The organism is Microbacterium sp. LCT-H2 (assembly GCF_001866135.1).
In the GTDB taxonomy this organism is placed as follows: domain Bacteria; phylum Actinomycetota; class Actinomycetes; order Actinomycetales; family Microbacteriaceae; genus Microbacterium.
Map to the genome: position 1 here is coordinate 329,991 of NZ_MODW01000001.1, position 19,058 is coordinate 349,048.

Sequence of the window (19,058 nt, forward strand, 5' to 3'; positions counted from 1 at the left end):
GATGAGGGGATGGAGACCATCGACGGTGTGCAGATCTGGACCATGATCGGCGATGCTGTTCATCCGCGTCTTGCGCAGCGAGATCGGCGGCCTACGCAACGAGATGACCGCGCATCGACGGGTCCGACCGTGATGTGCTGGCGCTCGTGAAGCGCACGTTCGGGCTGGATCGGGAGTGAGGACCAACGCATGAGGATCGTCGTCGCAGGAGGGACCGGCGTCGTCGGCACGCCCACGGTGGAGGCCGTCCGGAGCGCCGGTCATGAGGCCGTCGTGCTCAGTCGTTCGCACGGCGTCGACCTGGTCAGCGGGCGCGGGCTGGAGGCGGCGCTGGCCGGAGCCGACGCCGTGATCGATGTCGTGAGCGTCGAGACCCTGAAGGCGAGCACGGCGATCGAGTTCTTCACGGCCGCCACCGGGAACCTCCTCGCCGCTGCCGCGGACACCGGCGTGGGACACGTCGTCCTGCTCTCCATCGTCGGCATCGACCGCATCCCCTACGACTACTACGCGGGCAAGGTGGCCCAGGAGAAGCTGGTCTCCGCGTCCGCCGTCCCCTCGACGATCCTCCGAGCCACGCAGTTCCACGAGTTCGCCGCGCAGATGTTCGCTCGGGCGAAGGCGGGGCCGCTGCATCTCGCCCCGCGTGCGCGCACGCAGCCGGTGGCGGCCCGCGAGGTCGCCGAACGGCTCGTCACGCTCGCGACCGGGGACGCGCGGGGTCGCGTGCCTGATCTCGCCGGCCCCCGCGAGGAGCAGCTCGCCGACATGGTGCGGGCGTACGCGCGACGCATCGGGTACCGCGGCTGGATCCCGGCACTGAACGTGCCCGGTCCGCAGATGGCGGGGATGCGCGCGGGAAAGGCGCTGCCGGGACCCGAAGCGGTACGCGGGACCCAGACGTTCGCAGATTGGCTTGCCGAGGCGGTGCCGGCGCGCGCAGACTGAGGTGGGGCGGGGGTCTTTCCGCAGTCGAGCGACCAGGAGCAGCACGCATGGCGAACCTCAATCCCTACCTGTCCTTCCGCACCGAGGCCCGCGAGGCCATGGAGTTCTACCGGGGAGTCCTCGGCGGCGACCTCGACATCACGGTCTTCGGCGACTTCCCCGACATGGTGCAGGATCCGAGCCAGAAGGATCTCGTGATGCATGCGCAGCTCACGACCCCCGACGGGCTGGTGCTCATGGCCTCGGACACCCCGGAGGGCATGACCTACGAGAAGCCGCAGGGCGTCTCCGTGTCGCTGAGTGGCAATACCCAGGAGGTCACCCGGCAGGTGTGGGACCGTCTCTCCGAAGGCGCCACGATCACGATGCCGCTCGATGTCCCGCCGTGGGGCGGCACGTTCGGGATGCTCATCGACCGCTTCGGGATCGCCTGGATGCTGCACGGCGACCCGGAGTGACCCCGGACGGTGTGCTCCGGACTCAGCCCGGCAGCACCGCCCGGCAGGCGAGATGCAGCGCCAGCCGCGCCTCGGGGTCGTTCATGTCGATCCCGAGGAGCTCCTGTACTCGTCGGATCCGCACGGCGACCGTGTTGCGGTGCAGCCCGAGCGCGGCCGCGGTGGCCGCGATTCCGGACTCGTGGTCGAGGTACGCCGACAGAGTCCTGAGCAGCTCGCCGCTCCCCTCGGCCAGAGGGGCGAGCAGCGACTGCGCGGCCGGGACGAAGGTGTCGTTGCCGGTCCAGGCGAGCAGGAGCTGTTCGAGCCCGAGGCTGTCGACGCGGACGAACCATCCGGTGGCCGACCGGGCCGCAGCGATCCGTGCGGCGTCGCCGGCCTCGTCGAGGGTCGCCGCCAGTCCTTCCGGCCCGGTCTGTGCCGAGCCCACCCCGGTGGCCACCGCGAAGTCGCGCAGTGCCGCGAGGTGGAGCTCGCGCAGTGCCGCCACAGCCCGCTCGATGCGGTCGGGCTCCGGGGCCTCAGCGAAGGAGAGCCAGCCGCTGAGGCCTCGACCCGCCGTGGTCGCGTGCGCCTCGGCGTCGATCGCGCTGAGCCCGGGCCTGATCGCACGGAGGAGCGCGAGCGGCTCCACCCGGCTGCGCGCCACCATGCGGAACCCGAGGTGATGCCCGCCGGTGCGCCATCCCCGCTCCGCCATGCGCCGCTCGACGTCGGCATCGGCGGCTCCGCGGAGCTCGACGAAGTCCCGCAGCAGCCCCGACGACGCGGCGACGTCGTTGACCGCCGCGATCTCGTCGATGAGGATGCGGGCGGCCACCGCGGGCATGGCGACCTCCGCGGCCACCAGGAGCGATTGCAGCTGCGCCTCTCCGAAGCCGTGGCCGAACAGGACGAGACGCAGACCGGACCGGCCGGGGCTGTCCACCCGTACCGAGGCGGCCGCGCCCTCCCCCGCCCTGGCACTGTCGCTCCAGGCATCGAAGCGGATCGCCGCGTGCAGCACGGCATCCAGGTGTCCGCCGGCTTCACGGAGCACTCCCGCGGCGTCGACGAGGGCGACGCCCAGACCGAGGTTCGCCGCGAGGTGTCCGAGCAGGTCGCCGAGGTCGTCGGCGGCGTACTCGAAGGACTGCGCGACCTTGCGCACCCTCGTGAGCGTGAGGGCGTCCCTGGCCTCGATGAGCATCCAGCAGGCGCGGGCGAGCTGGACCGGCCTCTCGACGTCGAGCAGAGCGAGACCGATCCGGTCGGCGAGGCGGAGCGCCCCGGGGTCGACATCGGCAGCGCCGGGGAGCGCGAGTCCGGTGATCCCGCGGTCACGGACCCGGCGCAGCATCGCGTCCTGCTGCCAGGTGGCGACCGGCGCCCCGGCCGTGAGGATCGCGAGCCGGCCGGTGCCCTCGTCGGGCAGGTCGGACTCGCCGGCTTCCACCACCACCGCGTCCCACGCGACATCCCGGGGGCCCGCGACGTGGCGGAGGACGCCGTTCTCCTCCTGCGCCAGCAGCGCCGGCAGCGCGAGCGCCCCGCTCACGCGGCGTCCAGATCGACGAGCCCATAGGCGGAGGGCACCACCCGGGCCCGGCGCTCCGGGCGGGCGTTCCACCATGGGGGAGCAGGGAGGGCGAGGGCCGCCACGGTGCGCCCGGGGGCCAGCTCGGTGACTTCGAGGACGTCTCGGGACACGGCGTCCAGGAGGACGATGATCTCGGGCGCCGCGGCGACGAGCAGGCCATCGGTGAGCACCGCGAGGGTCTCGGACCGGGTGACGATGCGGTGCACCGCTCCGCCGAGTCCGGCGATCTCGACCGCGCTCACGTGCGGGTCGGCCGTGGAGGACGCGGTGGTCACGATGCGGCCCTCGGCGAGCAGCGTCCCCCCGAGGACCTCGGCGAGGACCGGCAGCGGTGCTGCCCGGTGCGCCAGGAAGCTGCGGCCGAGGGCGAGCGCGCGGGCGAGGTGGTCGCCGATGGCGTGCTCTCGCAGGTCGCCGACGGTGAACCCGGCGAGCACGGCGCACCCCACTCCCCCGGCCTGGACGATGGCCGAACGCACGACGCGCTCGGCATCGATCGCCCGCGTCGCCTCCACGAGCGCCACCCCGTCGGCACCGGTCTCGCACGCGAACACGAGCCCAGGGACACGGTCGACGAACAGCGACATCTGATCGAGTCCCGGCACCGCGCGCCCGGTGCAGTCGGCGTCCACCACGGTGTGCGATCCGGCCAGAGTGAGCGGCGCGAGGCCGTTCATCCCTCCGCCCTCGAGCGAGCACACCGCCGGGACGGGATGCCCGAGCCACCTCTCCACTGCGCGCAGCAGCGGGGCGAAGGGGGCGGCACCGGGCATCCGCTCCCCGAGCAGCATCGTCGACCCGACGAAGGCCACGCCGAGGCAGGGCGTCGCGGGATCCAGCGCGTCCACCGGCGCGATCTCGAGCGGCCAGTGCGCGGTCGTACCGAGGATGAGTTCGAGCATCGTCGTGGAGCCGCCGCCGCCGGAACCGAGCAGCGCGTACCCGCGGGCGAGCGCCTCCAGGTCGTCCCGCTCCAGCCTCATGGGATCCAGCCTAGGACGCGACCATCCCCTCGACGGGAGCGAACTCCTCGGTCAGGCCGAAGGCGGAGGGGCCGAAGGCCGCCAGAGCCTCGGGAGTGCGCATCATCGCCGGCGTCGAGATGCCGAGCACCCGGACGCGCTGACCGTAGCGGAGGCCCTCCGTGGTGATGGGCTCGGCCGTCTCGTGGTCGACGACGCAGATGAGATCGGGAACGATCGCGACGAGCCGCCCACCCCGCCGCGCGGTGAGGTTCTCGTTCTGGAAGGCGATCTCGAACGTGTCGTCCTCCGCGGCGCCGAGCGGAGCGATGACCGCCCGCCCCTTCGCGAAGCCCTCGGTGGTCCGTCGTTCGACGTCCACCACCTTCCCGACGCAGAGCTCGCGCACATGCGGGTAGAGCGTGGTCGCGAGCGTCGCGGCGATCGCCTCGAACGGCGAGCGGTGCTCCTCCCGGGCGAGCCGGATCGCCCGCCCCAGGGCGAGGGCCATCGAGATGGTGCGCGGCACCGCCGTGCGTCGCACGTCGGCCCCGCTCATCGCGTACTCGGCGATGTGACCGACGCCACCCAGCCGGATCGTGATGCCGCGGGCGAGCCACTCCATCTGACGATCGTCGTCCCCGGTGTCGATGACGACGCGCTCTCCGCGCTCTCCGGCGAGGGCGAGCGGCGAGCCGTGCACGCCGTAGACCGCGAAGGTCTCCATCGACAGCTCGGGGAACGCCCGGCCCATGCCGTCCGCGTCCACGACCGGAAGACCGGTCTCCGCGGCGACGATGAGCGGGATCATCGAGTTGATCCCGCCGCACTCGATCGGCATGGTGGCATCGGCCCGGCGTCCCAGGTGATCCTCCAGGGTGCGCAGGGCGAGCGTGGGCTCGGTGCCGGCGGGGATCTTCTCGACCATCACGGTCGGTGCCCCCATCTGCGCGGTCGGGATGACGAAGAGGTCGTCAGCGAGGTCGTCCGGGTCGAGGATCGTGATCGCCCCGTCGCCGAGCACCCGCTCCACCAGCATCTTGCCGATGTAGGGGTCGCCCCCGCCGCCGGTGCCGAGCAGCGTCGCGCCGCGGGCGAGGTCGGGCAGATCCGCCGCCGTCAGCTCCCAGCTCATGCGGCGGCCCCCGCCGCGGCGTCTCCGGCGGAGACTGTGCCGTCGAACCGGTGCGCCGGGATGTCGTAGCCGAAGTACCCCGGGCCGACCATCGCGAGAGCCGCGTCCGAGTGCCAGCGCTCGTCAGCGGGAGCGGCGATCACGCGGACACGCTGACCGTAGCGCAGCCCTTCGGTCGTGACGGGCTCCCCCGACTCGCCGTCGAGCACCATGATGAGGTCGGGGGTGGTCGCCAGCACCCTCCCGTCCGCTTCCGCGACGAGGTGCTCGTTCTGGAACTGCAACGTGAGCGAGGTGCCTCCGTCTCCGTCGATCCGTGCCCGACCACGGGCGAAGCCGGTCGTCGTGGCCCGGTTCACGTCGGCGACCTTGCCGCCGAACAGCTCGCGGCCGCCGAGGAGCTCCACGACAGCGGCGACCGGGTCGGTCTTCGCCTCGCGGGCCTCCGCGATCCGCTGGCCGATGTCGATGCACCGGGACAGCGATCCCGCCACCAGCGACTGGCGTGCGGCGGCACCCGACATCGAGAAGCCGGAGATCATGACGGAGCAGCCCATCTCGACGCAGGCGACGCGGGCGATGCGCTCGGTCCAGGAGTTGTCGGCGGTCTGCAGCACGCCCGTGTTCCCCTTCTCGTCGCTGAAGGCGAGCGGCGAGGCCGTCACGCCGTACAGCGTCGGGAGCACCATCTGCAGTTCGGGGAACGCGCGTCCCATGCCGTCCGCGTCGACGAGGGGCAGCCCGAGCGCTGCGGCGGCGGCGATCGGGATCGTCGAGTTCACCCCGCCCACCTCTGCACAGGCGATGTGGGTGACCGGGCGGCCGAGATGGATGCCGAGCGCCTTGACCGGCTCGATGACCTCCGCGAGGCTCGGCAGCTTCTCCACCATGACGGTGGGCGCGCCCATCATCGCGACGAACAGCACGAGGGCATCGTCCGGCACCTCGTCGAGCGCCACGACCGTGACGTCTCCCGCGGCGAGGGCCTGGCGGGCGAGGAGGGCGCCGATGTACGGGTCGCCGCCCCCGCCGGTGCCGAGCACGGCCGCGCCGCGGGCGAGACCGTCGATGTCGGCGGCGGTGATCGTCGTGCTCATGTCAGGCCCCCATGTCGAGGTCGCCGACGGCCTTCACGCGGATGCGCGTGGCGTTGCCGGGAAGATACGGGATGGGGACCTCGTCGAAGTCGATGATCGACACGGTCGCGGGCTTGGCGCCGGCCGCGATGGCCTTGTCGACGGCCTCTGCGCGCACCTCGGCGATCGTCTCGTCGCGGCGGCCCGGCTCGATCGCGTAGACCTTGTCGATCTCGCCGCCGACCTGCGCGATCGAGGCGCCGATGGCGTTGGCGACCGCGTAGTTCTCCGGACGATGCACGGTGCCGAACAGGGGCAGCTCGTCGGGCAGCAGGATGGACCCGCCGCCGACGGCCACGACCGCGATGGGCTCGGGCGACGTGCGCATGCGGTCCACCGCCTCCGCCACCCGCTCCGCGATCCGGGCGAGCACGCGCTCCACGAAGGCGGGATCGAGGTGCGCGACCTTGGCGGGGTCCCCCACCTGCGCACGACCGGCGGCGACCGCGATGTCGGTGGCCGTGAGGGTCGAGCCGCCGAAGACCAGAGCCTCCGTCGTCAGCCGGTATCCGACCGAGGCCGGGCCCACCTCGGCCGTCTCCTCGTCGACGATGCTGCCGCCGCCGATGCCGAGGGAGAGCACGTCCGGCATGCGGAAGTTCGTGCGGATGCCGGCGACCTTCACCTCGTTCGCCGTCTCCCGCGGGAAGCCGTTGATGAGCAGCCCGATGTCGGCGGTGGTGCCGCCCACGTCGATGACGGCGCAGTCGACGAGGCCGCTGGTGGCCGCCGCCCCACGCATCGAGTTGGTCGGGCCGGAGGCGAAGGTCGCGACCGGGTACCGGCGCACGTAGTCCTCGTCCATGAGCGTGCCGTCGTTCTGGCTGAGGAAGATCGGCGCCTCGATGCCCTGCGCGCGGACCGCCGAGGTGAGCCCGTCGACGATCTCCGACGCGAGCTCACGGAGGGCGGCGTTGATGATCGTCGCGTTCTCGCGCTCCAGCAGTCCGATGCGACCGATCTCGTGCGACAGCGAGATGGCGGCGTCTTCTCCGAGCACCGAGGCGACGATCTCGGCCGCCTGCACTTCGAGGTCGTGGTTGACCGGGCTGAACACCGACGAGATGGCGACCGAGCGGATGCCGTGCGCCTTCATGTCCTCGGCGTGCGCGCGGATCTCGTCGGGGTCGAGCGGCGAGATCGGGCGGCCGTCGAACTCGTAGCCGCCGTGCGCGAGGTAGCTGCGCGCCTGGGTGGCCGCGACGAGAACCTCCGGCCAGTCGATCAGCGGCGGCAGGGCCCGCGTCGCGGGCAGGCCGAGTCGAAGGGCCGCCACCGGAGCGAGCCGGCTCGCCTGCACCAGCGCGTTGATGAAGTGCGTCGTGCCGATCATCACCGCGTCGATGTCGCCACCCTCGAAGGAATGCCCCGCACGGAGGTCTTCGATGGCCTGGACGATCCCGCTCGTCACGTCCGGGGTCGTGGAGTGCTTGACCCCGGCCAGGGTGCGGGTGCCGTCCATGAGGACGGCGTCGGTGTTGGTGCCGCCGACGTCGATGCCGATGTGCATGGTGCTCGCTTTCGTGGAGGTGGTTCGTATCCGGCGGGTCTGCTCAGACCGCGGCGGGGGCGCTGTCGACGGGGCTCGCCTGCCGGGTGGTCGCGACGCCGACGCCGCGCACCCAGCCGAGCTTGCCGGCGACGATGTAGAGCACCATCGACAGGAAGAGGCTGAGCAGGGAGGGGATGCCCCAGGTCACGAAGTAGCCGACCAGCGAGGAGACCAGCCAGACGACGATCGTGGCGGGGACGATCCGCGGCGCGGTGGCGGGCAGGGTTCCGGCCTCGCGCGTCGCGTCCAGCTCGGGGCGCCAGCGGCGCACCACGTAGTACTCGGCGACCATGATCCCGGCGATCGGCGGGAACGCGACGCTGAGCACGATCAGGAACTCGGTGAACTGTCCGAGGATGCCGACGGCCGCCAGCACCGATCCGACGACGCCGAGGACGATCGTGGTGGTGACGCGGTGCAGATTCTTGCCGAAGGCCGTCGAGATGAAGTTCACCAGGCCGAGGGTGGAGGAGTACAGGTTCCAGTCGTTGATCTTCAGCGTGCCGGTGAGCACGATGAACAGGCCGACGAACCCGACGGACGAGGTGACGATCGCGACGATGTCGCCGGTCGCCGCCGCGTGGGCGAGGAGGACACCGGCGAGACCGATCACGAACTCGCCGAGGGAGACGCCCAGCACCGTCTGCTTGACGACGTCGGCGCGGGAGCGGTTGAAGCGGGTCATGTCCCCCGTGATGATCGCGCCGACGATGAGACCGCCGGCCACGATGCCGGTGCCGGCCCAGACGCTCATGGTCGGTCCGGGCGCGGGGCCGGTGAGCAGCTCGCCGATGTCGTGGCGGGTGAGCTCGGAGATGACGGACCAGCCCACGAGGATCAGGAACAGCGGCACGGTGATGTTCGCGAGCCACTGCATCCCGACGAACCCGAAGGCCACGATCGCGGTGACGGCGAGGCCGAAGATGAGGCTCCAGGCCCACACCGGCAGGGCTCCGGGCATCAGGGCGTCGAGGGACTGGGCGGAGATCGCGGACTGGATGCCGAACCAGCCGATGAGGCTGATGCCGATGGCGAGGCCGACGAGCGAGGCGCCGATCTCGCCGAAGCCCGTCCAGCGGGCGAGCAGCGCGGTGTTCAGGCCTTCGCGCTGGCCGATGAAGCCGACCACGCACATGATCACTTCGAGGATGAGCGAGCCGAACAGGAAGGCGAGGACGGCCTCGCCGAAGGTCATGCTGTAACCGAGGGTCGCGCCGAGGAGGAACTGCGAGAGGGCCGAGACCTGTCCGAATCGCTGAACGGCGATTCCGAACCAGGGCTTGCGGGCCTCGGGAGTCACTCGGGAGAGCGCGAAGTCGTCTGCGTGCGCCGTGCGTGCCATGGGAAGTCCTTCGGGAGGAGGATACGGGTTGCCCGCCACGGTACTCATCCCCCGCCTTCCCCGACATGTGCACTCCGCCTCAATCCCCCCTCCCCCTGTGCACCCTGCCCACCCTTCCCGTCCCCCTCCCGTCCCTCTCTCTTCCCGCCGAGACCCCGGGTTCACGTCGAAACCCCCTGTCTCCGGCGTCCGGGACAGGGGGTTTCGGCGCGAAAGCGGGGTTTCGCGAGTCAGTGGAGAGCGTTCTCCTCGATGAAGGCGCGGAGAGCGTGCTCGTCGTCGGGCATCTCGGTCACGTGCTGGGGGGCGTCGAGCATGGCGCGGAGCTCGGGGGCGTACGCCAGCTCGACCCCGATGGCCTCGTGGATCGTCTCGGCGAACTTCTCGGGCTTGGCCGTCTCCAGCACCAGCATCGGCACTCCGGGCTCGACATACTCCCGCGCGACCTTCACGCCATCGGCGGTGTGCGGGTCGATCACCTCGCCGGAGGCCTCGTACACGTCGCGGATGGTCGAGAGCCGGTCCTCGTGCGTCGAGGTGCCGCTCACGATGCCGAACTCCTCGGCGAAGCGCGGCTGCTCGGCCGAGAAGTCGAAGAAGCCCTGCGCCTCCAGGTCGTCCCACGCACCGACCACTCGCGCCGGATCGCGGTCGACGAGCTCGAAGATGAAGCGCTCGAGGTTCGAGGCCTTCGAGATGTCCATCGAGGGGCTCGAGGTGGCGAGCGTCTGGGCGGCGCTGCGGGGGCGGTACACCCCCGTGCGGAAGAACTCGTCGAGCACGTTGTTCTCGTTCGCGGCCAGGACGAGGCGCCGGATCGGCAGTCCCATCTGCTTCGCGAAGAATCCGGAGAGGATGTTGCCGAAGTTCCCGGACGGGACGGTGAACGACACCTCGGTCCACCCGCCGGCATCGGTCGCCCGCAGCCACGCCCAGAAGTAGTAGACCGTCTGCGCGGTGATGCGAGCGAGGTTGATCGAGTTCACGGCGCCCAGGTGCTGAGCGCGCTTGAAGTCGAGGTCGCCGGCGAGCTTCTTCACGAGGTTCTGGCAGTCGTCGAAGACGCCCTCCACCGCGATGTTGTGCACGTTCGCGTCGTCGAGCGAGAACATCTGCGCCCGCTGGAACGCGCTCATCCGGCCCTGCGGCGACAGCATGAACACCGCGACGCGCTCCTTGCCCCGCAGGGCGTGCTCCGCGGCGGAGCCGGTGTCACCCGAGGTGGCACCGAGGATGTTGAGGACCGAGCCCTGGCGCTCGAGCGTGTACTCCAGCACCTGCCCGAGGAACTGCATGGCCATGTCCTTGAACGCCAGGGTCGGGCCCTCGGAGAGGCCGACCAGCGTGAGGTCGTCGTCCACGCGACGCAGCGGGACGACGCCGTCCGGGAAGTCCGCGTACGCCGCCGCCGTCATCCGGGCGAGATCCTCCCGCGGGATGTCGGTCGCGAAGAGGCCGAGCACCTCGGTCGCCAGCTGCGGATAGGTCAGGGCACGCCAGCGCTCGAGCGTCTCGCCGTCGACCTCGGGCATGACGTCGGGGACGGCCAGGCCGCCGTCGGGCGCCAGGCCCTCCAGCAGCGTCTCGCTGAACGACTGCGGCTGCATGCCGCCGCGGGTGGAGATGAACGGCACGTGTGCTCCTCGGCTCGGGACTCGGCGCCTCCATTCTCGCAGGCCGCGACCCTCGGAACGGACGCGTGACGATGCTCAGATCCAGCCGCGCTCCTCGGCGACGAGCACGGCCTGCTGACGGGTGCTCACCGAGAGCTTCCCGAGGATCACGGAGATGTGGTTGCGCACCGTCCCCGGCGCCAACGCGAGCGCCCGCGCGATCTGTCCCGTGGTCTCCCCTCGACGCCCGGCGCGGAGCACATCCAGTTCCCGATCGGTGAGCGGCGACCGCTCGTCGCTCAGCGCATCCGCGGCGATCTCCGGATCGACGTACCGGGCGCCGGCCGCGACGCGGCGGATGATCGCGGCGAGCTCGTCCGCACCTCGCGACTTGGGCACGAACCCGGAGACGCCGGAGGCGAGCGCCCGCCGGAGCACCCCGGGGCGGGCGTGCCGGGTGACGACGATGCAGCGGGTCGCGATCGTGCGGTTGAGCCTCTCGGCGACCTGCACACCGTCGAGTCCCGGCATCTCCAGGTCGAGCAGACACACGTCGGGTTCGAGCCGGACGGCGGCGGCGACGGCCTCCTCGCCGTCCGCGCACTCCGCGACCACGTCGATATCGGCCTCGAGACGCAGCAGGGCGGCGAGCGCGGAGCGGATCATGCCCTCGTCGTCGGCGAGCAGCACCCGGATCATCGGACGATCTCCGCGCGCGCGGGCACGGTGACCGTCACGACGAACTCGTCGGCGTCCCGCCGCTGCTCGTACGTGCCGCCCGCCTCGCCGATGCGCCGGCGGACGCCGTCGAGCCCGGAGCCGCCCGCCCCGTCCTCGGACGCGGGGTCGGCGTCGTTGGCGACCTCGTACCGCCAGGCGTCCGCCGTCCGGTCGAGGATCAGGCGCGCGTGACCACCGCGTCCGTGCCGCAGGACGTTCGTGGTCGTCTCCCGGATCACCGGGCCGAGGTCGGCCACGGGTGCCGCGTCCGCATCCGGGTGGATCCGGGCCTCCACCGTCAGCCCTGCGGCCGCGAGCAGGTCTCGGGCGTTCGCCAGCTCGTCGCCGAGGGGCACGGAGCGGAACCGCGTGGCGAGGTCCCTGGTGCCCTGCCGCGCGTCGTCCACACTCGCCCTGGCGGCGCGGAGCTGCTCCATCCCCGCCTGCGGATCCGTGGGCAGCAGGCGCTCCGCCAGTTCGAGCTGCAGCGCGATCACCTGGAGATGATGCCCCTGGAGGTCGTGCACGTCGGTCGCCACCCGCAGGCGCTCCTGCGTCGCCGCCAGGCGCGCCTCCGAGGCGCGTGCCCGGTCGAGGGCCACGAGCACGTCCCACCACCACAGCGAGCTCACGGTCATCCCGGGGAGCATGACTCCGTAGAGCACCGGCACCCACGCCGGGATCCCGGAACCGAGGGTCGTGGTCGAGTCGAGCAGCGCGAGCGCGACGAGCACGACCGTCGCCGCCACGGCCACGCGCACCCGGATCCCGCGGGGCCAGCTCACCAGCACGAGGACCTGCACCACGGGCATCGCGGCGAGCTGCCAGCTGCCGACCAGAGCCCCCGCCGCGCCGCCGTACATCAGGGCGACGACGGTCGGCACGGCCAGCCGCACCCAGCCCACCCCGGGGCCGGCGTCGACGCGATGACGGTAGTCGACCAGCAGCAGGACGGTCGACGCCGCCCAGAGCACCCCACCGACCCCCACGACGAGCAGAGCGACGCCCGAGCGATCCAGTGCCACGGCGATGCCCAGCCAGGCGGCCACCAGCATGAGCTCGATGAAGATCACCCCGCCGACCGTGTACCACCAGGTGGCGGTGATGCCCCGCGCGAGCTGGCGGGCACCGGGACCGGGATCGGAGAGGGCGGGGGAAGGACTGCTCACGCTCCCCACGATAGAGGCGTGACACATGTCACGGGATCCGGGTGCGAACCGCACGGAGAGCGGTGACGCGGCGGCACTGCCGCCCCGGGGCGGCATCGACTGGACTGGGGTCATCGCGACGGAGAGACCGTCTGCACCGACACCCGGAGCTTCCCCCATGAACCTCATCGAGACCTTCCAGAACCTCGTCGCCCAGGTCCCCGACCTGGTCCAGCCCCTCATCGTCGCCCTCGCCGGGGCAGTGCCGTTCGTCGAAGGCGAGGGTGCCGCGAGCATCGGCATCCTCGGCGGAATCCCGCCCGTGGTCGCGGCCATCGCCGCGATGGTCGGCAACTTCCTCTGCGTCGCGATCCTGGTGCTCGCCAGCGCGGGCGCCCGCCGGGCCATCGTGGACCGCTCGCGGGCGAAGCAGCCGGTGACGGTGGGCGGCGGGACGAGCCTGGAGGCCGACGGCGTCCCGGCGGAGACCGGACGCGGGTCCGCCCGCCGCGAGAAGTTCCAGCGCGCGTTCGAGCGCTACGGCGTCCCCGGGGTGAGCCTGCTGGGACCGCTGCTGCTGCCCACGCACTTCACCGCCACCATGCTCGCCGCGTCCGGCATCGGCAAGGGGCGCATCCTCGTATGGCAGGCCGTCGCGATCGTCGCCTGGACGACCGTCATCGCGGTGATCGTCGGCAGCGCCGTCTACGCCATCCGCTGAGCGTCGCGATGTCGGACGCCCGATGCAGGATGAGCGCATGATCACACTGCTGTCGGCCCCCAGCAATCTCGGCCTGCGCCCTCCGGAGCCCGGCAGCGTGCCCGGCTCCGCGAAGGCACCGGAGGCGTTTCGCGAAGCGGGGCTGTTCCGGCGCTTCACCGACCGGGGAGTGAGCGACGGCGGCATCGTCCTCGCCGGGCGCTACGTGGACGACGACGCCACGCGGCCCGCTGGCCGAGTACGCAACGAGGCCGCATTCGTCGACCACTCCCTCCGTCTGGCTTCGCGTATCGGCGAGATCCTCGACGAGGGCCGCGCCCCGCTCGTGATCGGCGGCGACTGCGGCATCCTCGTCGGCGCCGGGATCGCCGTGAAGCGCCGTGGAGGCGCGGGCCTCGTGCACATCGACGGACACACCGACTTCCGCCACCCGGGCAACAGCGACGAGTGCGCGAGCGTGGCCGGCGAAGCGCTGGCGGCCGCGGTCGGCAAGCATTGGCCGGCGATCGCCGACATCGACGGACTCGCCCCGTACTTCCCCGCCACCCGCACGGCCCACATCGGGCACCGCGACGACGACGAGGAGCAGGCGGAGGCCCGCGGCCTCCTCGCGCGCGTCACGCCGGCGGCCGACGTCCTGGCACGAGGGGCCGGCGCGGTCGCGGCTGAGACCGCCGCGTCCGCGGGTGGGCGCTACTGGTTGCAGCTCGACGTCGACGTGCTCGATCCGTCGGTGATGCCCGCCGTCGACAGCCCGGACCCGGGCGGACTCGGGGCGGCAGACCTCACCGCCCTCCTGCGCGCCCTCGCCCCGCAGGCGATCGGGGCGAGCATCACCGTGTTCGATCCGGACCTCGACCCGGACGGTCGCTACGCCCGGCTCCTGACCGAGGTCCTCGGCGAGGGCCTGCGCGAGCTGGGCAGCGGAGCAGGCGACTGACGCGCCCCGCCGCCCGGCCGGCCGTCAGTCCTCGACGCCCCGCTCGGCACCCGGATCGGTGTGCATCGAGACGCGCACGCGGGCGATGCGGCGGCGATCGATCTCGACCACCTGGATCGTCGCGCCCGGCACCTCGACGGTGTCGCCGACCACGGCGAGCCGTCCGAGCTGCTCCGTGACGAATCCGGCGATCGTGTCCGAGGAACCGCGCGGCATCGCGAGCCCCGTCGCCTCCTCGAAGTCCTGCAGGTTGAGGCGCCCGTCCAGTCCGTCGTCGGCGGAGAGGAAGACCTCGGCGTCGTACTCGTCGAAGATCTCGCCGACGACCTCCTCCACGAGGTCCTCCAGGGTCACGAGACCGTCGGTGCCGCCGTACTCGTCCACGACGACGGCGATGTGGTGTCCCTCGGCCCGCATCCGGGTGAGGGTGGGCAGCACCCCCGCCGTGGACGGGATGTAAGGGATGTCGCGGACGAGCCCCTGCAGCGGACGCTCCGGGTCGTCCGCGGCAGCCTCGAAGAGGTCGCGCACATGCACGAAGCCGGTGATGTCGTCGATCGACGTCTGCGACACCGGGTACCGGGAGTAGGGCAGCTCGCGCACCTGCTCCACCGCCGCCCCGACCGTGCCAGCCTCGTCGAGCGCCACGACCTCCGGTCGCGGGCGCATGACCTCGCTCACCTGGCGCCCACGCAGCGAGAGCACGTCGTCGAGGATGCGGCGCTCGTCGTCGGGGAGGCCCTGGTGGGTCGCCACGATGTCGCGCACCTCCTCATCGGTGAGCTCGTCGCTCGTCTTGTGCGGGTCGCCGCCGAGCACGCGGACGAGGGCGTTCGTCGAGACCGACAGCAGCCAGATCACCGGGCGCATGACGGTCGCGAAGCCGTTCAGGGCCGGTGCCACCGCGTACGCGAACTGCGCGTTGCGCTGGATCGCGAGCCGCTTCGGCACGAGTTCGCCGAGCACGAGCGACAGGTACGCGATGATGAGCGTCAGCACGATCGTGGCGAGGGTCATCGCGAGCGGAGGCGCGACACCCCAGCCCTCCAGCAGCGGCGCGACGGACGGCGCGATCGAGGTCGCCCCGTAGGCGGCGGACGCGAAGCCCGCCACGGTCACGCCGATCTGCACCGCAGAGAGGAAGGTGTTGGGGTTACGGGCGAGGGCGGCGACCTTCGCTCCGCGACGGCCGCGGACGGCGATCGCGTTGAGCTGGCTCTCGCGCAGCGTGACCAGCGCCATCTCCGTCGCAGCGAAGACACCGCCGATCAGCACGAAGAGCAGGACGAGGGCGATGTTCCAGAGCAGATCGCCCATCAGCGGGCGACCTCCTCGGTGGCGGGGTGAGCACCCGGGATGAACCGGGTGCTCGTACTGTCAGAGTCCGAAGAGTCAGAACAGCGCTGCGCGCTCAAGAGTGCTCCTTGTCGATGGTGGGGGTGGAATCGGTCGGGGAAGAGACGGAGTTGCGGTGCCGGCGCGTCTTCATCAAGCTCGCGACGGTGGCGACCGCGATGGTCGCGGCGATGAAGAGCAGCGAGAACCAGATCGGAATCTCGGGCGCCCACAGCATCGGCTCGCCGCCGTTGATGAACGGCACCTCGTTGACGTGCAGGGCGTGCAGGACGAGCTTCACACCGATGAACGCGAGGATGACGGCGAGGCCCTGAGCCAGGTAGACCAGGCGCTCGAGCAGTCCGCCGATGAGGAAGTACAGCTGACGCAGCCCCATCAGGGCAAACGCGTTCGCGGTGAACACGATGTACGCCTGGTCGGTGAGGCCGTAGATGGCGGGGATCGAGTCGACCGCGAAGACGAGGTCGATGAAGCCGATCGCGATGATCGTCAGCAGCATCGGCGTGACGTAGCGCTTGCCCTTCTGGACGACCGTGAGCTTGTCGCCGTTGTACTCCTCGCTGACGGGGAGGTGCCGACGGACGAAGGTCATGAAGCGGCCGTTCGCGGGGTTGCTCTCATGATTGCTGAAGGCCTGCCGGTACGCGAGGAAGAGCAGCAGCGCGCCGAAGACGTAGAAGATCCAGGAGAAGTTCTCGATGAGGGTCGCACCGACGGCGATGAAGATGCCGCGGAGGATCAGCGCGATCACGATGCCGATCATCAGCACCTTCTGCTGATAGATCTTCGGCACCGCGAAGCCCGTCATCACGATGAGGAACACGAAGAGGTTGTCGATCGACAGCGCCTTCTCGGTGAGGTAGCCGGCGAAGTACTCGCCGCCGTAGGTCCAGCCGGACACCATGCCGATGCCCACGCCGAAGAGCAGCGCGAGGCTGATGTAGAAGATCGACCAGCGCGCGGACTCGCCGATGCTCGGCTCGTGCGGCTTGCGGACGTGCGCGAAGAACTCGTACACGAAGAACGCGATGGTGACCGCGATCGTGATGACCCAGATCAAGGGGGTGATTTCCAACGGGTACTCCAGACTCGGGCGTGACGGAACAGCGCCAAAGTCTTCCCCATCCCGAGCGGGACCGGTAGGCCGGGATGCAGACGCATCCGTAATGACGACCCGACCGTGTCGGAGTACTCCCCTTGGATAATCCAGGGTACGAGACGGCACCCAAGCGATTCTGTGGATCTGCCGAGAACGCCCCTAGACTGGACGCGGCGACCGCCGGGGCGTGACGACCCCCGGCCTCCGGGCAGGCGGTCCCCGCGCGTCCGGCGTACCGACGAGAGGCCGGCTTCTCACCGGCGAAGGTGTGGTGGCACCGCGATCTGGCCCCCGCCCACACCTCCAGGGCTCCCACAACCTGGAGGAGAAATGAGATCACCCGACCCCGCCCGCACTCTCGCCGCGGAGCTCGTGCACATCGTCTCCGGCCGCCGCGTCACGCTGCTCGGCCACGTCCATCGGCGGAGGGAGCTCGCCACCGTCGCGTTCCTGATCGTCCGCGACCGCTCCGGACTCGCGCAGGTCGTGGTCCGTCCCGCCGAGCATCCAGCGGACGGCCTCCCTCCGGAGGAGACCGTGGTCCGCGTGACGGGGACCATCACCGCGAACCCGCAGGCCCCCGGCGGCGTCGAGATCGTCGACCCGCAGATCGAGAGCCTGTCGGAGCCGGCCGCACCGCCGGTCGTGGAGCTGTGGCGCCCGACGCTCGAGACGAGCCTGCCGACACTGCTCGACCACGCGGCGGTGACCTGGCGCCACCCCGCACGCCGCGCGACCTGGCAGATCGCCGCGGCGAGCGTGCGCGCGTTCCGCCGGGTCCTCGACACCGCGGACTTCACCGAGGTGCAGACCCCGAAGATCGTCGACACCGTGACCGAGTCGGGCGCGAACGTGTTCCCCGTCGACTACTTCGGCAGGACCGGGTACCTCGCGCAGAGCCCGCAGTTCTACAAGCAGCAGCTGGTCGGCGTGTTCGAACGCGTCTACGAGGTGGGGCCCGTCTTCCGCGCCGAGCCGCACGACACCGTGCGGCATCTGTCGGAGTACGTGTCGCTGGACGTCGAGCTCGGGTTCATCCGCGACCACCGCGACGTCCTGAGCCTTCTCGGCGACGTGCTGCGCGGCATGCTCGGCGGCATACGCACCGACGCGGCGGACGAGCTCGCACTGCTCGACGTGACGCTCCCCGACATCCCCGAGGACATCCCCGTCGTGCACTTCCGCGACGCGCTGCGCCGGGTCGGTGCTCCGGCCGACGAGCCGGACCTCTCCCCGGCGCACGAGCGCGCGCTCGGGGCGTGGGCGAAGGAGGAGTTCGGCAGCGACGTGCTGGCCGTCGAGGGCTACCCGCTGCGCAAACGCCCGTTCTACACGCATCCGCAGCCCGACGACGCGGAGGGGAGCAACAGCTTCGACCTCCTGTTCCGCGGTCTGGAGCTCGTGACCGGCGGACAGCGGCTGCATCGGCACAGCGAGGTCGTCGCCGCGATCGAGGCGCGAGGAGAATCGCCCTCGGCGTACGCGGGCTACCTGGAGGCGTTCGCGCACGGGATGCCTCCGCACGGCGGCTTCGCCATCGGACTGGAGCGCTGGGTGGGCCGCCTGGTCGAGGCGGCCAATGTCCGCGAGGTGACGCTGTTCCCCCGCGACGTCCATCGCCTCACGCCGTAGCCCGGACGCGACGAGGGCGACCGCGGTGTGCGGTCGCCCTCGTTCGTCAGCCGTCGATCACTCCGAGATCTCGGCCAGTCCCGACTGCTCGGCCCGATCGATGATCGCCGGGAGCGTCTCATCGAAGAAGCTCACCAGCACGGCACGGGTCTTGACCGCGTCGCGCTCCGACGTCGCCTCGCGGATCGCACCGACGAACTCCTCGACGGCGGACCAGTCCACGGCGTCCTTCGCGTGCTGGGTGAACCGACGGATCTGCGGGCCGAGGCGCTCGATGGAGTTGGCGCGCGTGGCGTTGCCCTCGATCCGGGCGAAACCCGTCGCCGCGCTGCGGAGCGCCGCGCCGAACGCGATGATGTCCCGCGCCTGCACCGACGCCGCCATGTCGTCGGCCAGCTCGACGAGGTAGGCCACATCGTCGTCCTGGATCACCGGCATGACGTGACGGACCGAGCCGATCCAGATGTCGCCGAACAGGTCGACGGCGTTGCGCACCCGCTCCAGATCGATCGGGGCCACGCGGGTGTAGCGGTTGCGCTGCATCTCGACGAGGCCGTTGTCGGCCAGGCGGTCGAGGGCATGACGGATCGGCGTCTTCGAGGTGCCGAGGCGTTCGGCGAGCTCGTAGTCGCGCAGGCGCTCGCCGGGCTGGAGTTCGCCGCTGATGATCGCATCCTGCAGGCGCACGAAAGCCTCGTCGCTCATCGACCGGCGTTC

General features: G+C 71.2%; 18 protein-coding genes. 6 read left to right on the forward strand and 12 right to left on the reverse strand.

The annotated features are described in order from the left end of the window. Window positions 1-9: 9 nt before the first annotated feature. Genes BK819_RS16710 through BK819_RS01580 form a run of 3 tightly spaced genes read left to right on the forward strand, consistent with a single transcriptional unit; the run spans window position 10 to window position 1,406 of the window. A complete protein-coding gene (locus tag BK819_RS16710; RefSeq protein ID WP_177173774.1) occupies window positions 10-150 on the forward strand; it encodes a hypothetical protein in 141 nt (46 codons plus the stop codon). Window positions 151-189: 39 nt separating this feature from the next. After that, window positions 190-948 (forward strand): SDR family oxidoreductase, encoded by a 759-nt coding sequence (locus BK819_RS01575; RefSeq protein ID WP_071327610.1) that lies wholly within the window; start codon window positions 190-192, stop codon window positions 946-948. Between the two features lie 47 nt (window positions 949-995). After that, window positions 996-1,406 (forward strand): VOC family protein, encoded by a 411-nt coding sequence (locus tag BK819_RS01580; RefSeq protein WP_071327611.1) that lies wholly within the window; start codon window positions 996-998, stop codon window positions 1,404-1,406. A gap of 22 nt (window positions 1,407-1,428) precedes the next feature. Here BK819_RS01580 and BK819_RS01585 read toward each other — a convergent pair whose 3' ends face one another. From BK819_RS01585 to BK819_RS01625, 9 genes are all read right to left on the reverse strand, one after another. Then, entirely contained in the window at window positions 1,429-2,943 is a 1,515-nt protein-coding gene (locus BK819_RS01585; protein WP_071327612.1) for a helix-turn-helix domain-containing protein, read from the reverse strand. Continuing rightward, a complete protein-coding gene (locus BK819_RS01590; protein WP_071327613.1) occupies window positions 2,940-3,968 on the reverse strand; it encodes a DUF917 family protein in 1,029 nt (342 codons plus the stop codon). Before BK819_RS01590 ends, BK819_RS01585 begins: the two co-directional genes overlap by 4 nt. Before the next feature lie 10 nt (window positions 3,969-3,978). Next, a complete protein-coding gene (locus tag BK819_RS01595) occupies window positions 3,979-5,082 on the reverse strand; it encodes a DUF917 domain-containing protein (RefSeq protein ID WP_071327614.1) in 1,104 nt (367 codons plus the stop codon). Then, window positions 5,079-6,179 carry a DUF917 domain-containing protein gene (locus tag BK819_RS01600; protein WP_071327615.1) on the reverse strand — a complete coding sequence of 367 codons (1,101 nt, stop codon included), beginning with the start codon at window positions 6,177-6,179 and terminating at the stop codon, window positions 5,079-5,081. The genes BK819_RS01595 and BK819_RS01600 overlap by 4 nt, the downstream gene beginning before the upstream one ends. 1 nt (window position 6,180) lies before the next feature. Beyond that, entirely contained in the window at window positions 6,181-7,728 is a 1,548-nt protein-coding gene (locus tag BK819_RS01605) for a hydantoinase/oxoprolinase N-terminal domain-containing protein (RefSeq protein ID WP_071327616.1), read from the reverse strand. Between the two features lie 43 nt (window positions 7,729-7,771). Continuing rightward, entirely contained in the window at window positions 7,772-9,112 is a 1,341-nt protein-coding gene (locus tag BK819_RS01610) for a cytosine permease (RefSeq protein ID WP_071327617.1), read from the reverse strand. Between the two features lie 230 nt (window positions 9,113-9,342). Further along, window positions 9,343-10,746, reverse strand: a complete 1,404-nt coding sequence (thrC, locus tag BK819_RS01615; protein ID WP_071327618.1) for a threonine synthase — start codon at window positions 10,744-10,746, stop codon at window positions 9,343-9,345. 75 nt (window positions 10,747-10,821) lie between these two features. Next, on the reverse strand, window positions 10,822-11,424 hold the full coding sequence (locus BK819_RS01620) for a response regulator transcription factor (protein ID WP_025104505.1): 603 nt from the start codon (window positions 11,422-11,424) through the stop codon (window positions 10,822-10,824). Continuing rightward, on the reverse strand, window positions 11,421-12,614 hold the full coding sequence (locus BK819_RS01625; RefSeq protein WP_071327619.1) for a sensor histidine kinase: 1,194 nt from the start codon (window positions 12,612-12,614) through the stop codon (window positions 11,421-11,423). Before BK819_RS01625 ends, BK819_RS01620 begins: the two co-directional genes overlap by 4 nt. 157 nt (window positions 12,615-12,771) lie before the next feature. Between BK819_RS01625 and BK819_RS01630 the strand changes: the two genes are divergently transcribed. Together BK819_RS01630 and BK819_RS01635 are read left to right on the forward strand one after the other, a co-directional pair. Continuing rightward, complete coding sequence (locus BK819_RS01630) at window positions 12,772-13,314, forward strand: small multidrug efflux protein (protein WP_071327620.1); 543 nt, start codon at window positions 12,772-12,774, stop codon at window positions 13,312-13,314. A 37-nt stretch (window positions 13,315-13,351) separates the two neighbouring features. After that, a complete protein-coding gene (locus tag BK819_RS01635; RefSeq protein ID WP_083391610.1) occupies window positions 13,352-14,254 on the forward strand; it encodes an arginase family protein in 903 nt (300 codons plus the stop codon). 24 nt (window positions 14,255-14,278) lie between these two features. Here BK819_RS01635 and BK819_RS01640 read toward each other — a convergent pair whose 3' ends face one another. Together BK819_RS01640 and BK819_RS01645 are read right to left on the reverse strand one after the other, a co-directional pair. Continuing rightward, window positions 14,279-15,571: a hemolysin family protein gene (locus BK819_RS01640; protein WP_071327621.1), complete on the reverse strand. Its 1,293-nt coding sequence runs from the start codon at window positions 15,569-15,571 to the stop codon at window positions 14,279-14,281. 94 nt (window positions 15,572-15,665) lie between these two features. Continuing rightward, complete coding sequence (locus BK819_RS01645) at window positions 15,666-16,685, reverse strand: TerC family protein (RefSeq protein WP_071327622.1); 1,020 nt, start codon at window positions 16,683-16,685, stop codon at window positions 15,666-15,668. 354 nt (window positions 16,686-17,039) lie between these two features. Here BK819_RS01645 and aspS point away from each other — a divergent pair, with 354 nt between their 5' ends. Then, entirely contained in the window at window positions 17,040-18,341 is a 1,302-nt protein-coding gene (gene aspS / locus BK819_RS01650; RefSeq protein ID WP_071327623.1) for an aspartate--tRNA(Asn) ligase, read from the forward strand. A gap of 57 nt (window positions 18,342-18,398) precedes the next feature. On the opposite strand, the gene BK819_RS01655 is transcribed toward aspS, so the two are convergent. Beyond that, entirely contained in the window at window positions 18,399-19,046 is a 648-nt protein-coding gene (locus tag BK819_RS01655) for a GntR family transcriptional regulator (RefSeq protein WP_071327624.1), read from the reverse strand. Between the last annotated feature and the right edge of the window lie 12 nt (window positions 19,047-19,058).

Excerpts from the sequence above, each read along its gene's own strand:
- BK819_RS01620 (WP_025104505.1), bottom strand. The coding sequence starts at position 11,424 with ATGATCCGGGTGCTGCTCGCCGACGACGAGGGCATGATCCGCTCCGCG.
- BK819_RS16710 (WP_177173774.1), top strand. The coding sequence starts at position 10 with ATGGAGACCATCGACGGTGTGCAGATCTGGACCATGATCGGCGATGCT.
- BK819_RS01655 (WP_071327624.1), bottom strand. The coding sequence starts at position 19,046 with ATGAGCGACGAGGCTTTCGTGCGCCTGCAGGATGCGATCATCAGCGGC.
- BK819_RS01575 (WP_071327610.1), top strand. The coding sequence starts at position 190 with ATGAGGATCGTCGTCGCAGGAGGGACCGGCGTCGTCGGCACGCCCACG.
- BK819_RS01580 (WP_071327611.1), top strand. The coding sequence starts at position 996 with ATGGCGAACCTCAATCCCTACCTGTCCTTCCGCACCGAGGCCCGCGAG.
- BK819_RS01595 (WP_071327614.1), bottom strand. The coding sequence starts at position 5,082 with ATGAGCTGGGAGCTGACGGCGGCGGATCTGCCCGACCTCGCCCGCGGC.
- BK819_RS01610 (WP_071327617.1), bottom strand. The coding sequence starts at position 9,112 with ATGGCACGCACGGCGCACGCAGACGACTTCGCGCTCTCCCGAGTGACT.
- BK819_RS01590 (WP_071327613.1), bottom strand. The coding sequence starts at position 3,968 with ATGAGGCTGGAGCGGGACGACCTGGAGGCGCTCGCCCGCGGGTACGCG.
- BK819_RS01600 (WP_071327615.1), bottom strand. The coding sequence starts at position 6,179 with ATGAGCACGACGATCACCGCCGCCGACATCGACGGTCTCGCCCGCGGC.
- BK819_RS01640 (WP_071327621.1), bottom strand. The coding sequence starts at position 15,571 with ATGGGCGATCTGCTCTGGAACATCGCCCTCGTCCTGCTCTTCGTGCTG.
- BK819_RS01605 (WP_071327616.1), bottom strand. The coding sequence starts at position 7,728 with ATGCACATCGGCATCGACGTCGGCGGCACCAACACCGACGCCGTCCTC.
- BK819_RS01635 (WP_083391610.1), top strand. The coding sequence starts at position 13,352 with ATGATCACACTGCTGTCGGCCCCCAGCAATCTCGGCCTGCGCCCTCCG.
- aspS (WP_071327623.1), top strand. The coding sequence starts at position 17,040 with ATGAGATCACCCGACCCCGCCCGCACTCTCGCCGCGGAGCTCGTGCAC.
- BK819_RS01630 (WP_071327620.1), top strand. The coding sequence starts at position 12,772 with ATGAACCTCATCGAGACCTTCCAGAACCTCGTCGCCCAGGTCCCCGAC.